General features: G+C 65.4%; 15 protein-coding genes. 12 read left to right on the plus strand and 3 right to left on the minus strand.

The window, feature by feature from the left end:
- Positions 1-51 precede the first annotated feature (51 nt).
- From BT173_RS07835 to BT173_RS07855, 5 genes are all read left to right on the plus strand, one after another.
- Positions 52-450: a YkgJ family cysteine cluster protein gene (locus tag BT173_RS07835; protein WP_072428082.1), complete on the plus strand. Its 399-nt coding sequence runs from the start codon at positions 52-54 to the stop codon at positions 448-450.
- Complete coding sequence (locus BT173_RS07840) at positions 447-1568, plus strand: 50S ribosomal protein L11 methyltransferase (RefSeq protein WP_072428083.1); 1122 nt, start codon at positions 447-449, stop codon at positions 1566-1568. The genes BT173_RS07835 and BT173_RS07840 overlap by 4 nt, the downstream gene beginning before the upstream one ends.
- Before the next feature lie 129 nt (positions 1569-1697).
- Positions 1698-3107, plus strand: coding sequence for a S41 family peptidase (locus BT173_RS07845; protein ID WP_175545579.1), 1410 nt, complete (start codon positions 1698-1700; stop codon positions 3105-3107).
- Between the two features lie 49 nt (positions 3108-3156).
- Positions 3157-3561 carry a DUF4345 family protein gene (locus BT173_RS07850; protein WP_072428085.1) on the plus strand — a complete coding sequence of 135 codons (405 nt, stop codon included), beginning with the start codon at positions 3157-3159 and terminating at the stop codon, positions 3559-3561.
- A 21-nt stretch (positions 3562-3582) separates the two neighbouring features.
- Positions 3583-4113 (plus strand): hypothetical protein, encoded by a 531-nt coding sequence (locus BT173_RS07855; protein WP_072428086.1) that lies wholly within the window; start codon positions 3583-3585, stop codon positions 4111-4113.
- Between the two features lie 23 nt (positions 4114-4136).
- Here BT173_RS07855 and BT173_RS07860 read toward each other — a convergent pair whose 3' ends face one another.
- On the minus strand, positions 4137-4649 hold the full coding sequence (locus BT173_RS07860; protein ID WP_084658346.1) for a DUF3224 domain-containing protein: 513 nt from the start codon (positions 4647-4649) through the stop codon (positions 4137-4139).
- A gap of 115 nt (positions 4650-4764) precedes the next feature.
- On the opposite strand from BT173_RS07860, the gene BT173_RS07865 reads away from it, so the two are divergent.
- Positions 4765-5868 (plus strand): anhydro-N-acetylmuramic acid kinase, encoded by a 1104-nt coding sequence (locus BT173_RS07865; protein ID WP_072428087.1) that lies wholly within the window; start codon positions 4765-4767, stop codon positions 5866-5868.
- 40 nt (positions 5869-5908) lie between these two features.
- Here BT173_RS07865 and BT173_RS07870 read toward each other — a convergent pair whose 3' ends face one another.
- Positions 5909-6130: a DUF2061 domain-containing protein gene (locus BT173_RS07870; protein WP_084658328.1), complete on the minus strand. Its 222-nt coding sequence runs from the start codon at positions 6128-6130 to the stop codon at positions 5909-5911.
- A gap of 320 nt (positions 6131-6450) precedes the next feature.
- Between BT173_RS07870 and BT173_RS07875 the strand changes: the two genes are divergently transcribed.
- From BT173_RS07875 to BT173_RS07890, 4 genes are read left to right on the plus strand one after another with little or no spacing between them, the layout of a single operon-like run.
- Positions 6451-7821, plus strand: coding sequence for an MBL fold metallo-hydrolase RNA specificity domain-containing protein (locus BT173_RS07875; protein WP_308417563.1), 1371 nt, complete (start codon positions 6451-6453; stop codon positions 7819-7821).
- The gene (locus tag BT173_RS07880; protein ID WP_072428089.1) at positions 7818-9323 is read left to right on the plus strand and encodes a thymidine phosphorylase family protein; all 1506 of its coding nucleotides are present in this window, start codon (positions 7818-7820) and stop codon (positions 9321-9323) included. The genes BT173_RS07875 and BT173_RS07880 overlap by 4 nt, the downstream gene beginning before the upstream one ends.
- Positions 9316-10218, plus strand: coding sequence for a ribose-phosphate pyrophosphokinase (locus BT173_RS07885; RefSeq protein WP_072428090.1), 903 nt, complete (start codon positions 9316-9318; stop codon positions 10216-10218). Before BT173_RS07880 ends, BT173_RS07885 begins: the two co-directional genes overlap by 8 nt.
- An 18-nt stretch (positions 10219-10236) precedes the next feature.
- Positions 10237-12765 (plus strand): phosphoketolase family protein, encoded by a 2529-nt coding sequence (locus BT173_RS07890; RefSeq protein WP_084658330.1) that lies wholly within the window; start codon positions 10237-10239, stop codon positions 12763-12765.
- 71 nt (positions 12766-12836) lie between these two features.
- Here the strand turns inward: BT173_RS07890 and BT173_RS07895 are convergent, their stop codons facing one another.
- A complete protein-coding gene (locus tag BT173_RS07895) occupies positions 12837-14024 on the minus strand; it encodes a helix-turn-helix transcriptional regulator (RefSeq protein WP_175545580.1) in 1188 nt (395 codons plus the stop codon).
- A gap of 166 nt (positions 14025-14190) precedes the next feature.
- Between BT173_RS07895 and BT173_RS07900 the strand changes: the two genes are divergently transcribed.
- The gene (locus tag BT173_RS07900) at positions 14191-14871 is read left to right on the plus strand and encodes a hypothetical protein (protein WP_072428092.1); all 681 of its coding nucleotides are present in this window, start codon (positions 14191-14193) and stop codon (positions 14869-14871) included.
- Between the two features lie 222 nt (positions 14872-15093).
- Positions 15094-15630, plus strand: a complete 537-nt coding sequence (locus BT173_RS07905) for a GNAT family N-acetyltransferase (RefSeq protein ID WP_072428093.1) — start codon at positions 15094-15096, stop codon at positions 15628-15630.
- Positions 15631-15653 lie beyond the last annotated feature (23 nt).

The raw sequence follows: 15653 nt of genomic DNA on the forward strand, positions 1-15653 counted from the left end.
GCGCGCGGCCGGGCCGCTATAATGCGCGACCTTTTTTGGCCGTCCACACGCATGAGCAAGCCGTTTATTCATCTGTCCGACCTCGACCGTACCGGGACCTGGATCAAATACCGCAATGGTCTGTGCGATAGCTGCGTGGCCAGCTGCTGCACCATGCCAGTGGAGGTGAAGCTCGGTGATCTGGTGCGCATGGGTGTGGTGGAGGCTTTCGAAGCCGAGCATGTGCCGGCCAAGGAGATTGCCAAGCGGCTAAGCAAGGCGCGCATCATCGGGCAGTTCAATTTCAAGCAGAGCATCTTCACCCTGGCGCGGCGCGCGAATGGCGACTGCCTTTACCTGGATGCGCAAACCCGCCGCTGCACGATTTACGAGCAGCGTCCGAACACCTGCCGCAATCACCCGCGCATCGGCCCCCGCCCGGGCTTTTGCGCCTACCGGACCCGAACATGAGCGAACCTAGCGTGCAGTGGCAGGAAGCCGGCGAGCAACACAGCGCGCGCTGGTATTCGCACAGCGGCATGGCCGCCCCCGCGCGCATCCGCGTGGTGGATGACAGCCTGAAGGCCGATGCCGCCTACCGGCTGGCTTGCGAGGGCACCGCCCTGCTGTGGCGCGGCGATTATCACAATGCGCGCCAGCTGCTGCAGGCCATGGCAAGGCGCATAGGCCGCAAGCCGCCCAAGCCGACCAGCACGCCGGCCGAGGCTTTTCATCTGCACCGCCAGGCCCAGGCGCAGCGCGCGCGCACCTTGGCCATGCTGCTGGTACCACTGGAGGCCGATTACCGCATCCCGCTGCGCCGTGCGCCTGAGGTCGGCGCGGCCTGTGCGGCGCTGTACGGCCCGCAGGGCGTGGCCGGACTGATTTCGCTGCGCGAGCTACAAGGCCTGATCGGTGCTTATGAATGGCAGAAACAGGGCGTGGAGGTGCCAGCGCTGGCCGCGCGCATCCACCCGCAGCACGGTGTGTTCTCGCCACTGCGTGGCGAGTATGTCGACCTGGTCGCGCAAGCGCCGCTGCCTTCGCTGGAGCTGGCTTTCGATATCGGCACCGGCAGCGGCGTGCTGGCTGCCATGCTGGCCAAGCGCGGTGTGCGCCGTATCGTGGGCACCGACCAGGACCCGCGCGCGCTGGCCTGTGCGGCCGATAATCTGGCCCGGCTAGGCTATGCCGATCAGGTCAGCCTGGAAATGGCCGATCTATTCCCCAACGGCCGGGCGCCGCTGATCGTCTGCAACCCGCCCTGGGTGCCGGCCCGCCCCAGCTCGCCGCTCGAATACGCGGTCTACGACCCCGATAGCCGCATGCTGCTCGGCTTTCTGAACGGCCTGGCCGCACACTTGAGCGAGGGCGGCGAAGGCTGGCTGATCATCTCCGATCTGGCCGAGCACCTGGGCCTGCGCTCACGCGACTTCCTGCTGCAGGCGATCGCGACAGCTGGGCTTCAGGTCATCGACCGCCACGACATCCGCCCGCGCCACCCCAAGGCGGGCGACCCCAGCGACCCGCTGTTCGCCGCGCGCGCGGCCGAAATCACCTCGCTGTGGCGGCTGGGCCGGCGTGGGTAGCAAGAAGGAGACAAGTCCTTCATTTGCAGGATGCCGGCCCGCCGGGCGCGTGTTACAAGTCTCGCCCTCGTGCGAGCAGGCCACCGCGTGGCCCGCTCGCTCCATTGTCGCCCGCCACCGAGACCCGCCATGCCCGTGCTACGTGCCGCCCTGTGTTTACTGTGCAGTGTGCTTTTGCCCTTCTCGGGCGCCCGGGCCGAGGCCGTCGTGCTTACGCCCGAGCAGCTCCAGCAGGATCTGCGCTTTATCCAGGCTGAACTGGCGCGCATCCACCCGGACCCCGGCCATTCCGTGAGCAAGGCCGAGCTGGATGCCGCACTGGCCGCCATGCCGGCCAAGCTGCAGCAGCCGCTCGATGCCGGGCAAGCCTGGGCGGCGCTGGCCACCTTGAACCCCCTGTTTGCCGATGCCCACCTCGCGTTGATTCCGGCCGACTGGCGTGCGCAGACGCGCCGTCATCTGGACGCGGGCGGCAGTCTGTTTCCCTTCGAAGTGGTGCTGAATGCGGCGGGCGAACTGCGCATCCGCGCCGAGCTGGGCGGCCAGCCCAGCGCGCTGGCGGGTGCGCGCATCGAGACGATCAATGGCCTGCCCAGCCAACAGATAGTCCAGGCCATGCTGGCGCGTGCGCACGGCGATAGCGCCGAATTCCGTGCCCATCTGCTAGGCAAGCGCTTCTGGCTGTTCTACCGCCTGCTGTATGGCACGCCACCCAGCTACCAGCTGGCGCTGGAAAAGCACGGCACTACGCTGCGCCTGCAGCGCGCGGGCAGCAGCCAGCTGCCCGCCTGGCTACAGGACGAGGACAGCTTTGCACGCCAGTACCAGTTCCAGCTGCTGCCCGGGCGCGCCGCGCTGCTGACTGCGCATACTTTTTTCTGGGAAGACAAGGCGCGCTTTTATGCGTTTACCGAGGCGGCCTTCCGCCAGATGCAGGCAGCCGGCACGCAGACCTTGCTGATCGATGTGCGCGAAAACGGTGGCGGCGATGACGATATGTGGCGCGAGGGCCTGCTCAAGTATTTCGCCCACCAGCCCTGGCGCTGGGCATCCGGCTATCGCAAGAAGGTGATCGAGGGCCGCCAGAGCCCGACCGAGCCCTTGGGTGCGGTCATCGATGCCGAACTGGGCAGCTGGGTGCAGCCGCAGCCCGATCACCCACTGCGCTTTCACGGCCAGGTGTATGCGCTGGTCGGGCGCGGCACCTATTCCTCGGCCGTGCTGTTCAGCAATGTCTTGCAGGACTTCGGCTTCGCCAAACTGGTAGGCAGCGGCAGCTATGCACGCGCCCGGCAAAGCGGCGGCCTGCAAAGCCGCACCCTGCCGCATAGCCGGCTTGGGCTGGGTGTGCCGCGCTTCATCCTGCAGCGCCCGGCCGGCGCGCAAGGGGCTGCGCTGGTGCAGCCGGATATCCTGCTGGCCGACGACCCGCTCGAGCCCAAGCAGCTGATCGATGCGCTGTTGGCCAAGCTGGCCGCCGAAGCGCCCCTGCCTGCCGATACGGCGCAGTCCGACAGCAAAAACGCCAAAAGCCACTAAGCTAAGCTGCGACCCCGCCAACCGCGGGGCAGGCGAATAAGGAGACGCGATGCTGTACGACGATAGCTGGCGCCAGCTGCTCTTGGCGCTATGCGGACTGAGCTTCCTGGCTTTCGCGGCCTGGGCGGCCGTGCACCCGCATTCCCTGGCCGGTCTGCTCGGCTACACGCTGAAGACCGCCAATAGCCACAGCGAATTCCATGCGATTTATGTGGGCGTGTTCCTCGCCCAGACCAGCTTGTGCGTGCTGGCCGCCCTGCGCGTGCAGGACGCGGCGCTCGGGAATCTGGTCGGCCTGTTCCTGCTTGCCCAGCCGCTCGGCCGCCTGCTGGCCTGGCCGCGCTTTGGCGCACCGCAAGGCGCTATGCGCATGCTGTTCGCCGCCGAAGCACTGGGCGGCCTGCTGGTCTTGCTGGTACAACCCACGTCGTCCGCCGCGCTTGGCAGCCCTTAACCCTGGAGTCCCCCAACCACCATGCTCGCCCACCCAGCCCTTTCCACCACCGCCCCACGCGCGCTGCTGATCAGCCTGGCCTTGCTGCTGGGCGCCTGCGCCACCGACCATAAGCAACGTGTCAGCGATGCCGCGGTCACGCCGCTCAACGACCTGAACCTGGTCAAGACACCGATTCCCGAAGTACTCAAGCGCGCCAAGGATGGTCCTTACGCACTGGCCGACACGCGCGAATGCAAGGGGCTGAACGAGGAAATCGCCCTGCTGGATGCGGCGCTGGGCCCGGATATCGATGCGCCGGACGAGGACAAGCCTGACTGGCTGGAGCGCGGTGGCGATGCGGCGGCCGACGCAGCCGTGGGCGCTTTGCAGCGCACGGCCGAGGGCGTGGTGCCCTTCCGTAGCTGGGTGCGCAAACTATCGGGCGCAGAACGCCAATCACGCCGAGTGCGCGAAGCGGTGATCGCCGGCGGCCTGCGCCGCGCCTTCCTGAAGGGCGTACGCGTACAGCTGGCCTGCCCGGCCGAGCCGGTAGTCAGCGCCGCCAAGTAAGCGCCAGCCCTGCCAGACTGCGCTCAGCGGACTGGCAGGGTGTAATCGAAATCGTACAAATGCTGGCCGTCGCGCACGGTAATGCGCATGCTGCCACGTAGACCGACCAAGTCGCCGCTGGCCGAATCCGGCACTACCTCGATCGTCAAGCTTTGCGCCCCAGCCTGCATGCTGCAGCTATGCTGCAGCACAAAGCTGCCCTGGCGGCCTTGCAGGCTGCCACTGACCCGCTCCATGGCCACATAGCCGGCCGACCCCTTGTTGCTGGTCAGCGCAGTCAGCATCTCGCCCTCGCCGCGCGCTTCCAGCGCGCCATGGAAATGCTTGTCCAGACTCATGCGCCCGAGCGTGACACCCTGGCTGCTCACCGCGTCACCAAGCGGCTTGAGCTCCACCTCGAAATGGCCATGTACCTGCTCGCGCACCACGGGCGCTGGGGCAGCGCTGCTTGCTGGCTCGGCCGCGAGGCTAGGCAGGGCGATCAACAGACTGACTGCGGCAACGAAGCTGCCGCGCGGGATGGCAAAGGCGTGCATGGCATCACTCGTCGTCAAGGACCGGGCCGCCAGCATAACGCAGCACGCGCCGCACTTGCCTAGCCAGTGGCGCACACCCTAGGCTAGCGGCCTTTGTCCTTGCCCACGTGCCGCCATGACTCCCGCTTCCTCGCTCTACCTTGGCCTGATGTCAGGCACCAGCCTTGATGGCATCGACTGTGTGCTGGTCGATTTTGCCCAGGGCCGGCCACAGCTGCTGGCGACCGAGCTGCAGGCTTTTTCCCCCGAGCTGAAGGCAGAACTCCTGGCCCTGCAGGCGGTGGGCGAAAACGAGCTGCAGCGCGTGATGCTGGCCGGCAATGCGCTGGCCGATGCCTATGCGGCCGCCGTGCATACGGTCTTGCAGCGCGCCGGTGTGGCGGCCGAGCAGGTGGCGGCCATCGGCATGCATGGGCAGACGCTCCGCCACCGGCCCGAGCTCGGCTTTACCGTGCAGATCGGCAATGCCGCCCGCCTGGCCGAGCACTGCGGCATGACCGTGGTCAGCGATTTCCGCAGCCGCGATGTGGCAGCCGGTGGCCAGGGTGCGCCGCTGGTGCCGGCTTTTCATCTTGGCCTGTTCGGCGCCGCGCAACACCGCGCGGTGGTCAATATCGGCGGCATTGCCAATATCACCGATCTGCCGCCCAGCGGCACGGTGCGCGGCTGGGATACCGGACCGGGCAATGTGCTGCTGGATGGCTGGATACAGCGCCACCAGGGCCAGCCCTACGATGCCGACGGCAGCTGGGCTGCGCAGGGCCAGGTCGATGCCGGCCTGCTGGCGCGGCTGCTCGCCACGCCCTATGGCCAGCTGCCGCCGCCGAAAAGCACCGGGCGCGATCTGTTTCACCTGGCCTGGCTGGATGCCCTGCTGGCGCAAGGCCCGGCCCTGGCGCCGGTTGATGTGCAAGCCACGCTGCTTACCTACACTGCGGCCAGTATCGCAGCGGAAATTACCCGGCATGCGGCGGCCGCCAGCGAGGTGTATATCTGCGGCGGCGGCGCGCGCAATGGCGCGCTGATGCGGGCGCTGGCCGCACAGCTGGCACCGCGCCACCTGGCCAGCACCGAGCAAGTCGGCCTGCACCCGGACTGGGTGGAAGCCGTAGCCTTTTCCTGGCTGGCACGTCAGTGCCTGCTCGGCCTGCCCGGCAACCTGCCGGCGGTGACCGGCGCACGTGGCGCGCGGGTGCTGGGCGCCATCTACCCGGCCTGAACCGGGCCCGCAGCAGCTCACGCGCTGGGCACCGCCTCACTCACAGATGGCCATGTGCATGCAAGCCGTGCAATTCGCCCTGGACGGCCGGCTTGCCGCCAAAACGCAACCAGGCTTTCTCGTGGAAGAAGTAGGCCACCGTGTTCACGGCCGGCTCCACCAGCGCCAGCGTGCTGCTGATGCCGATATTGCCGGTGAGCAGATAGGCCACGCTGAAGGCAACCGTGAAGTGAGTAATGGCGAAGGTGATGGTCTTGATCATGATGCGCTCCTGGGCTGGGGCTGAATGCGACAAGTGGATGATAGTCATTCTCAGTAAAATATGAATTTGATTGTTATTCTTGAATTCATAGCTAAAACCTATTTCATCACTTCCTAAGCGCACGCGATAAGTCAGGGCGCTTGATCCACGTCAACGCGGCGCAGCCGTGCTTGCCGGAAGCTAATAGCCAGACTGCCCGAGCCAAGCCAGCCCAAGCGCCGAGACGGGGCGATTTCCCGCCCTATGCCACCTAAGCTGAAGGCCAGGCGCTTGCCGCGCGGCGGCAACTCCGATCTGCGCCTGTTTTGGAGGTGGGCAATATGGCGATGTTTCTCAGCTTTCTTGGCGGTACCGGCACGGTCACCGGCTCCAAATACCTGCTCGAGGTAGCCGGCCTGCGCATCCTGGTCGACTGCGGCCTGTTCCAGGGCTATAAGCAGCTGCGCCTGCGCAACTGGTCGCCCCTGCCGCTCGATCCGACCAGCCTCGATGCCGTGGTGCTCACCCATGCCCATCTCGACCACAGCGGCTATCTGCCGCTGCTGGTGCGCGATGGCTACCGCGGCCCAGTCTATTGCACCGCCGCCACGCGCGATCTGTGCGGTATTCTCCTGCCCGATAGCGGCCATCTGCAGGAAGAGGAAGCCGGCTGGGCCAATCTGCGCCAAAGCTCCAAGCACGACCCGGCCCTGCCGCTGTATAGCGAGCAGGATGCCGAGCACTGCCTGCAGCAGCTGAAGGCGCGCCCCTATGAGCAGGAAATTGCACTCGGGCCTGGCGTGAGCCTGCGTTTCCGCCCGGCCGGGCATATCCTCGGCGCGGCCAGCGTGGAGATCAGCGCCGAAGGCCGGCGCATTGTGTTCTCTGGCGATCTGGGCCGCCCGAACGATCTGGTCATGAAGGCGCCGGCACCGATCCGCGAAGCCGACTGGCTGCTGGTGGAATCGACCTATGGCAATCGCCAGCACGATGCGACCGACCCGCGCGTGAAGCTGGGCGAGATCATCCGTAACACGGTCGCCCACAAGGGCGTGGTACTGATCCCCACCTTTGCCGTGGGCCGCGCGCAAAGCCTGCTCTACCTGCTGCACCTATTGCAGGAATCGGGCGAGATCCCGCAGGTGCCGATCTTCCTGAACAGCCCGATGGCGGTGGATGCCACCGAAATCTTCCTGCGCCACCAGGGCGAGCACCGGCTCAGCCATGCACAGTGCGCTGCCATGTGCCGGGCCGCCACCATCGTGAAATCGGTGGAGGAATCACGCGCTCTGAACGCGCGCAAGGGACCAATGATCATCCTGTCGGCCAGCGGCATGGTCACCGGCGGGCGAGTGCTCCATCACATCAAGGCCTTTGGCGGCGATGCACGCAATGCCATCGTGTTCTCCGGCTACCAGGCCGGCGGCACGCGCGGCGCGGCCATGCTGGGCGGTGCGCGCAGCATCCGCATCTTTGGCGAGGAAGTGCCGCTGCGCGCCCGCGTAGACAGCGTGCCGAACTTCTCTGCCCATGCCGATGGCGACGAGACGCTGGAATGGCTGCGCAACTTCAGCACGCCGCCGCGCCAGACCTTTATCGTGCATGGCGAGCCGGATGCGGCCGATACCCTGCGCCAGCGCATCGCCCATGAGCTGCACTGGCCGGTATCGGTGCCCGAATACCTGCAGCGCATTGAACTCAGCGCACCATGAGCCACGAAGCCAGCCTGCGTTACCGCCATCTGGGCATCGATACCGCGCATGAATACGTGGTGTATATGAATGCCGGCTGCCATATCTGCCGTGCCGAGGGCTTTGCCGCCCAGACTCGTCTTGAGGTGCATGGCAATGAGCGCAGCCTGATCGCCACCCTGAACACCGTGCACAGCAGCCTGCTCGGCATCGACGAGGCCTCACTCAGCGTCTCGGCCCAGCAGGCGCTGGGCGTGCAGGCGGGCGATGCGCTGCGCTTCTCGCATGTGCCGGTGCTGGTCTCGGAAAGCGATCTGCGCGCCAAGATCTACGGTCAGCGCCTCGATGCCACCCAGCTGGCCGGCATCGTGGCGGACACGGTAAATGGCCGGCTGTCCGATCTGCATCTAGCCGCCTTCGTGACCGCCTGCGCAGGCGACCGGCTCGATATCGCCGAGACGGTGGCGCTGACGCGCGCCATGGTGGGCGCCGGCGCGCGGCTCAGCTGGCAGCGCGAGCCGGTGGTGGACAAGCATTGCGTGGGCGGCCTGCCCGGCAACCGTACCACACCCATCGTGGTGGCCATCGTCACCGCGGCCGGGCTGACCATGCCCAAGACCTCCTCGCGCGCGATCACCTCGCCAGCCGGCACGGCCGACACCATGGAGGTACTGGCGCCGGTCGACCTCGATCTGGCCGCCATCCGCCGCGTGGTCGAGCAGACCGGGGGCTGCGTGGTGTGGGGTGGCGGTATGCAGCTAAGCCCGGCCGATGACATCCTGATCCGTATCGAGCGGCCGCTGAACCTTGATAGCGATGGCCAGCTGGTCGCTTCCATCCTGTCCAAGAAGATTTCCGCCGGCTCGCAACGCGTGCTGATCGACCTGCCAGTGGGGCCGACCGCCAAGGTGCGCTCCAGCGAGGTGGCCGAGCGCCTTGCGCAGCGTCTGCAACAGGTGGGCGCCACGCTGGGACTGGCGGTGGACAGCATCATTACCGATGGCACCCAGCCGATAGGTTGCGGTATCGGCCCGGCGCTGGAAGCGCGCGACCTGCTGCGCGTGCTGCAGAACCAGGCCGATGCGCCGGCCGATCTGCGCGAGCGCGCGCTCTTGCTGGCCGGCCGGGTGCTGGAAATGGGCGGTGCCTGCGCGCCGGGCGAAGGCCGCCTGCGCGCACGCGCCCTGCTCGATAGTGGCCTCGCTTGGCAGCAGTTTCAAGCAATCTGCGCCGCACAGGGCGGCCTGCGCGATGTGCCACATGCGCCACTGACCGAGCTGATTGTGGCGCCGCACGCCGGCAGCGTGCGCCAGATCGACAACCGCGTACTGGCGCGCATTGCCAAGCTGGCTGGTGCACCGGCCTCGGCCGCGGCCGGGGTAGACCTGCATGTGAAGCTGGGCCAGCCCGTCGAGGCCGGCCAGCCGCTGTATACCCTGCATGCCGAGGCACCGGGCGAGCTGCGCTACGCGGCGCGCTATGCGAGTGAGCACGGCGGCGTGATCGAGATTGCCCATGACTGAGCCCAAACCTACCGTCCTGCTCGCCTACCCGGGCCAGCGCGCACTGGCCGAATCGCTGGCACGCCATAGCGGCTATGCGCTGGCCGAGATCAAGGTGCACCACTTCCCCGATGGCGAAGCCAAGCTCATGGTACCGGCCGAGCTGGCCGACTGCTGCGTGGTGCTGGTCTGCAGCCTCGACCAGCCCGATGCCAAGACCCTGCACCTCTTGTTCGCCGCCGATGCGGCGCGCGATATGGGCGCGCGGCGCGTGGGCTTGGTGGCGCCCTATCTGGCCTATATGCGCCAGGATGTGCGCTTCGCGCCGGGTGAGGCGATCAGCTCGCGTAGCTATGCGCGCCTCTTGTCGAGCGGGCTGGACTTCCTGCTCACCGTGGACCCGCATCTGCACCGCTACCACAGCCTGAGCGAGATCTACACCTGCCAGGCCGTGCATCTGAGCGCCATGCCAGCGCTGGCGGACTGGATACGACGCGAGGTCGCCCAGCCCTTGCTGATCGGCCCGGACGCCGAAAGCGCACAGTGGATAGAGGCAGTGGCCGCGCGCATCGGCGCGCCCTTCCGCGTGCTGGAAAAAGTCCGCCATGGCGATAAGGACGTGCGCATCTCGCTGCCCGATGTGGCCGCGCTGCGCGCCCACACGCCGGTGCTGATCGACGACATCCTGTCCACCGCGCGCACCATGGCCACCGCCGTGCAGCAGGTACGCGCCGTCGGCCTGGCCGCGCCAGTCTGCCTGGGCGTGCACCCGATTTTTGCCGGCGATGCGCTGGCCGTCCTCGCGGCCAGCGGCCCGGCGCGCATTGCCAGCTGCAACAGCATTCCCCACCCAAGCAACCAGATCGACCTTGGCCCCTTGCTGGCCGAGGCACTGCCCGCCCTTTGCCAGACCTAAACCAAGAGGCTGATCATCATGAGCAAGCTAGATCAACTGCTGCACCCAGCCGAGCATGACCCGCTCTCGCACCAGCGCGATGGCCAGCGTGGCTTTCCCTACCGCAAGCTCAGCTTCGGCAGCGCTACCGCCTTCCAGCCCCATGCCAGCCAGGAGCGGCCGCTGGCCAGCCCGAGCGGCTTTGACGACTGGGCCAAGGGCCTCGGCATGGTCGAACACAGCCCGCCCACGCTGGCACGCATCCACAGCCTGCTGAACCGGCTCAACCCCAGCAGCAAGCCCGAGCGTACGGCCCAGATCCTCAAGCTATTGCATGCGGCCGACCGGCTGTGCAATGCCGCCATGTGGCTGGTCGTGCATATGACCTATGCCCAGCGCGTGCGCCTGGATGGCGAGGCGCTGCAGGCGGCCGACTTCAAGCCCACGCCCGAGGGCCACACCGGCGGTGCGCTGAATATGGTGCCCGCCTATGTCGGTTATCTGCTCGCCAATGCCCTGAGCGGCCAGACACGCGGCTGGCTGATGGGCCAGGGCCATTGCGTGGCGGCCATCGATGCGGTGAATGTGCTGGTCGGCAATCTGCACCCCGAGCAGGCCGAGCGCTATGAGCTCAGTGATGCGGGCCTGAGCCAGCTCTGCCAGGACTTCTACAGCTATGCGCTCGACGGCGACGGCCTGCCCGCGGCGCCGCTCGGCAGCCATGTGAACGCCCACACCGCCGGTGGCTTGATCGAGGGCGGCTATCTGGGCTTTGCCGAGCTGCAGTATGTGCATATGCCGCTGCCGGGCGAGAGCCTGGTGGCCTTCCTCAGCGATGGCGCCTTCGAAGAGCAGCGCGGCAGCGACTGGGCACCGCGCTGGTGGCGTGCCGAGGACTGCGGCGCGGCCCTGCCGGTGATGATTCTGAACGGCCGGCGCATCGAGCAGCGCAGCGGCCTCGAGCAGGATGGTGGCGTGGCCTGGTTTATCGACCATCTGCTACTCAATGGCTTTGACCCGGTGGAAATCGACGGCACCGACCCGGCCGCCTTTGCCTGGGCGATTCTGCATATGGAAGACGCGCTGGCTGCCCAGGCCGAGGCGATCCAGAACGGCGACGCCAGCTACCCGGCCCGCCTGCCCTATGCGATTGCCCACGCGCCCAAGGGCTTCGGCTTCCCGGGCGCCGGCAGCAATCTGGCCCACAATCTGCCGCTGGGCGCCAACCCCAGCCAGGATGAAACCGCACGCCAGCGCTTCAATAGCGCGGCCGCCAAGCTGTGGGTGAACAAGGCCCAGCTCAATGAAGCAATTCTGCAGCTGCACACCCACACCGCCCAGCAGCGCCCGCTGGAGCGCGACAACCCGCTCACCCAGCGCCGCCCCATCCTTCACCCCGCCCCCCTGCCCTGGCATGCCGGCAGCGAACAGATTGCCCATTGCTCGCCCATGGCCGGCTTCGATGCAGCCTTCTGCGCGATTGCCCAGGCCAACCCGCAGCTGCGCATCCGCATCGGCAACCCGGACGAGCTGCGCAGCAATGGCATGGGCAAGACGCTCGACCACTTCTACCACCGCGCCACCCACCCGGAAGCCCAGGCGCCCGAGCACAGCACCGGCGCGGTGATTACCGCGCTGAACGAGGAAGCGGTGATCAGCGCTGCGCTAGCCAATAAGGGCGGCCTGAACCTGGCGGTCAGCTATGAGGCGTTTGCCGTAAAGATGCTGGGCGCCTTGCGCCAGGAAGTGCTGTTTGCCCGCCACCAGGCCGAAGCCGGCCGCGCGCCGGGCTGGCTGTCGGTGCCAGTGCTGCTGTCTTCGCATGCCTGGGAGAACGGCAAGAACGAGCTATCGCACCAGGACACCACGCTGCCGGAAGCCTGGCTGGCCGAAATGAGCGACCGCGCCCGCGTGGTTTTCCCGCCCGACTGGAATAGCGCGCTGGCCACGCTGGACGCCTGCTATCAGACGCGTGGCCAGATCTGGTGCGTGGTCGCCCCCAAGCGCGCCGTACCCACGCGGCTGAACCAAGAACAGGCGCAGCAGATGGTGCGCGACGGCCTGATCCGCCTGGTGGGCAGCGGCGCGGCCGATGAGGAGCTGATCCTGGTCGCCGTGGGCGCCTACCAGCTGACCGAGATGCAGCGCGCCTCCAACCGCCTGGCCGAGCTCGATATCGCCCACTCGCTGATCTATGTGTACGAACCGGGCCGCCTGCGCGAACCGCGCGATGTGGCCGAGGCCAGCATCACGGTCAGCCAGGCCACCATAGGCCAATACTTTCCGCACCATCTGCGCAAGCGCGTCCTGCTCGGCCACACCCGCCCCGAGGCACTGATCGGCGCCATGCGCCGCATCGACACCGGCCCCGAACACACTGCCATCCTGGGTTTCCGCAACCGCGGCGGCACGCTGGATACCCCCGGCATGCTGTTCGCCAACGCCTGCAGCTGGGCCCATGTGCTGGATGCCGTCGGCAAACTGCTACGTCTCGACCCGGGCGTGCTGCTGACCGAGGACGCGCGCAATGCGGTACTCGGCGTCGGTGACCCGGCCGAGCTGCGCTAGCCCACCCAAAAACGGCCCTGCGGGGCCGTTTTTTCTTGCCATTGCCAAGGCAGATCAGCGCTTTCCTCTGCTTAGCCCATCACCGACTTGCCTTGCGCCGCCCGATACATGACCGGTGTCATCCCCGTACTGGCCTTGAAGGCCTTGTAGAACGAGGAGCGGGCGTTAAAGCCGACCGCCATCGCTATGCTCAGTATGCTGTCCTCGGTTTGTACCAATTGCTGTTTGGCGGCCTTGATGCGGGCCGCGTTGATATAGTCGTAAAACGAGAGCCCGAGCGTCTGGTTCAGGGTTTGCGATAAATACTGGGCGGGTACGCCGATATGGTCGGCGAGTTGATACAGGGTCAGCGCGGGGTTCAGATAGAGCGCCTGCTCGTAGACTGCCTGGCGGGCCTTCTCGGCAATGCGTTGCGCCTGCTCTTCGCTGAGCGCCGAACGCTGGTATTTGGCCGCCTCCGTGCTAAGCGGCGTTTCCGCTTCCGCTGCCGGGTCAGGCAAAGGCTGAACCGTGGCGCTGCCAAACAGCTCGGCAAAGCCGGGCTGCTGGCGCAAGGCGCACACGCACAGCAGGCTGACCAGCAGGAGCGCGAGCAGGATCACGCCGGCCGCGCTGAGCCAGCGGCTATGCACGCGCTCCTCCAGCACGAAGAACAGCAGCGCATAGGCCCAGCTCAGTAGCAGCGCGGCCAGCAGGCCGTCCAGCCAATACAGGCGCTTGCCTGCATCGGCAGCAAACACCCGCCTGAGCTGGCGGCGGTATTGCCTGAGCTGCAGGCTGATGCGCAGCACATACCAGCCGCTCGCTACCAGCCAGAGCAAGGTGGCCAGCAGGAAGGTGGCCGCAGTAATCAGCATTTGCCCGTGCAGCGGACCAGGGTCGCCGAAAAACAGCGCCTGCCGGTCGGTGGCAGGCAAGCTCAGAATCTGCAACGCCAGCGCTAGCGCAAACACCTGCGTCCAATAATGCTTGCCTTGCACACTGCGCCACTGCCAGGCATGGGGTGCTGTTAATGCCTGCACATATAAATACAGGCTGGGCAATAAGGCAAAAAACGCCAGCGGCAAGGCCGCGATATAACCATCAATCAGCGCCGGGAAAACCTGAAAAACCAGCGGCCCACTCAACATCAGCCCGAGTGCGCATAGCGCAATCATCAAGGGTTGCAGATAAGCTTGCCTGGGCTGCTGCAGGATCAATACCTGCAGGGTCAAGGCCAGCATGCCTAAGGCGGCCACGCTCAGAATCAATTCAGCCATGCGATTCATCAATCATGCGATTCGGTGCACGCAGTGTAGGGCGTTTGCGCTGGCATCCCTAGCCGATATCTGTCCGTGCTTATCGGCGCGGACGACATGACCTGCTTGCAGCGCCATGCTGACCGGGCTGTTTCCCGCCCTGATGGATTCGACTTGGAGATACCGGATGCAAGCCCATTCTGCAGTGAAACGCTATACCCTCCAGGCCGGTGGCTTCGCCGCCATTGGCATGGCGCTGTGTTATATCAGCATGGCGCTTATTTTCTTTGGGCTGGTATCGATACCTACCGATATCGACGTGATTAGCCGCATCCGCCATATACAGCAGCAATACGGCTTGGTGGCATGGGGATATGGTTGCGGTTATCTGCTGTTTGGCGTGCTGCTGGCGGTTTTACTGCAGGCCTTGAAGCAGGTATTACCCGACAATCAATATGTATTGGCCGAACTGGCCGACCGATTTGGCGCCATTTGGCTGATGTTGATGATGGCGGCCGGCATGACGGTCTTGATCGGGCTGGAGCAGGTATTCGAATTATTGGCGCGCGACCCATTGCAGGCACAGGCGCTCTATCACGCCAATAATATGCTCAGCCATGCACTGGGTGGCGGAATCGAGCTGGTGGGTGGATTATGGTGTTTATTATTCAGCCTGGCTGGTCTCAACCAGCAGGTATTGTCCAAAGCATTACATCGGCTCGGCGTCCTGGTCGGCTGTCTGGGCATCTTGACGGTGCTGCACACGCTGCCCTATCTGAAAGACGCTTTTGGCCTCTTGCAAATGATCTGGTTTGTCTGGTTAGGTGTGGTGCTATTACGTATGCAAAACTCATACGCCAGCCGCTGATTGGCTGGATGTGGGGTGGTACTTCCACACTGCTGCGGTTTTGCCGCAACGTGCCGTCTGCGGTAACAAAAGTGCTGTGCATGCCATCCGCCTTCTGCTAGCTTGCCGTCCGAGAAAAGTGCAGCACAAGAATAATCAAATTAGGAAATAAGATGTATTGAACACTCAATACATCAAGAAACCTCGTCTGATATTTTACTCACCCGTTAATATATTTATTCCATGCAATTTACCACCCTACCCAGCATTGAACATAATACTGCCTATTTGCGCCCATTACTGACCACCGATATCGACGCGTGGGCCGCTTATTTGCATTTACCCGCGGTTTATCAGCACACAAGCTGGAATTATCCCAGCAGCGAGGAATTAAGCGCTTATCTGGGTAATGAAACGTGTGGCGAGCCCGATACGCGCTTGCGTCTGGCGATTGCCAATCGGGCCGACGATAGCTTGGTGGGCACCATCGGCTTTCACAGCGTGTCCTCGCTCAATCGCGTGGCGGAACTCGCTTATGACCTGGCGCCTGGCTATTGGGGCCAGGGCATCATCGCGGTGGCTGGCCAAGCGCTCGTCGCCTGGGCGCATCAGGAAGTCGGCCTGCTGCGGGTGCAGGCGACGATACTCGACACCAATCTCAGATCACTGCGCAGCATCGAACGGCTGGGTTTTCAGCGCGAGGGCTTGCTGCGCAGTTATCGACAGGTACGTGGCACGCCACGCGATTTTTATATCTATGCCCATTTGGCGGCCGACTAAGCAGCGTGCGTGCTGTTGGCGCC

This window comes from Chitinimonas taiwanensis DSM 18899 (genome assembly GCF_900119825.1).
Lineage (GTDB): Bacteria > Pseudomonadota > Gammaproteobacteria > Burkholderiales > Chitinimonadaceae > Chitinimonas > Chitinimonas taiwanensis.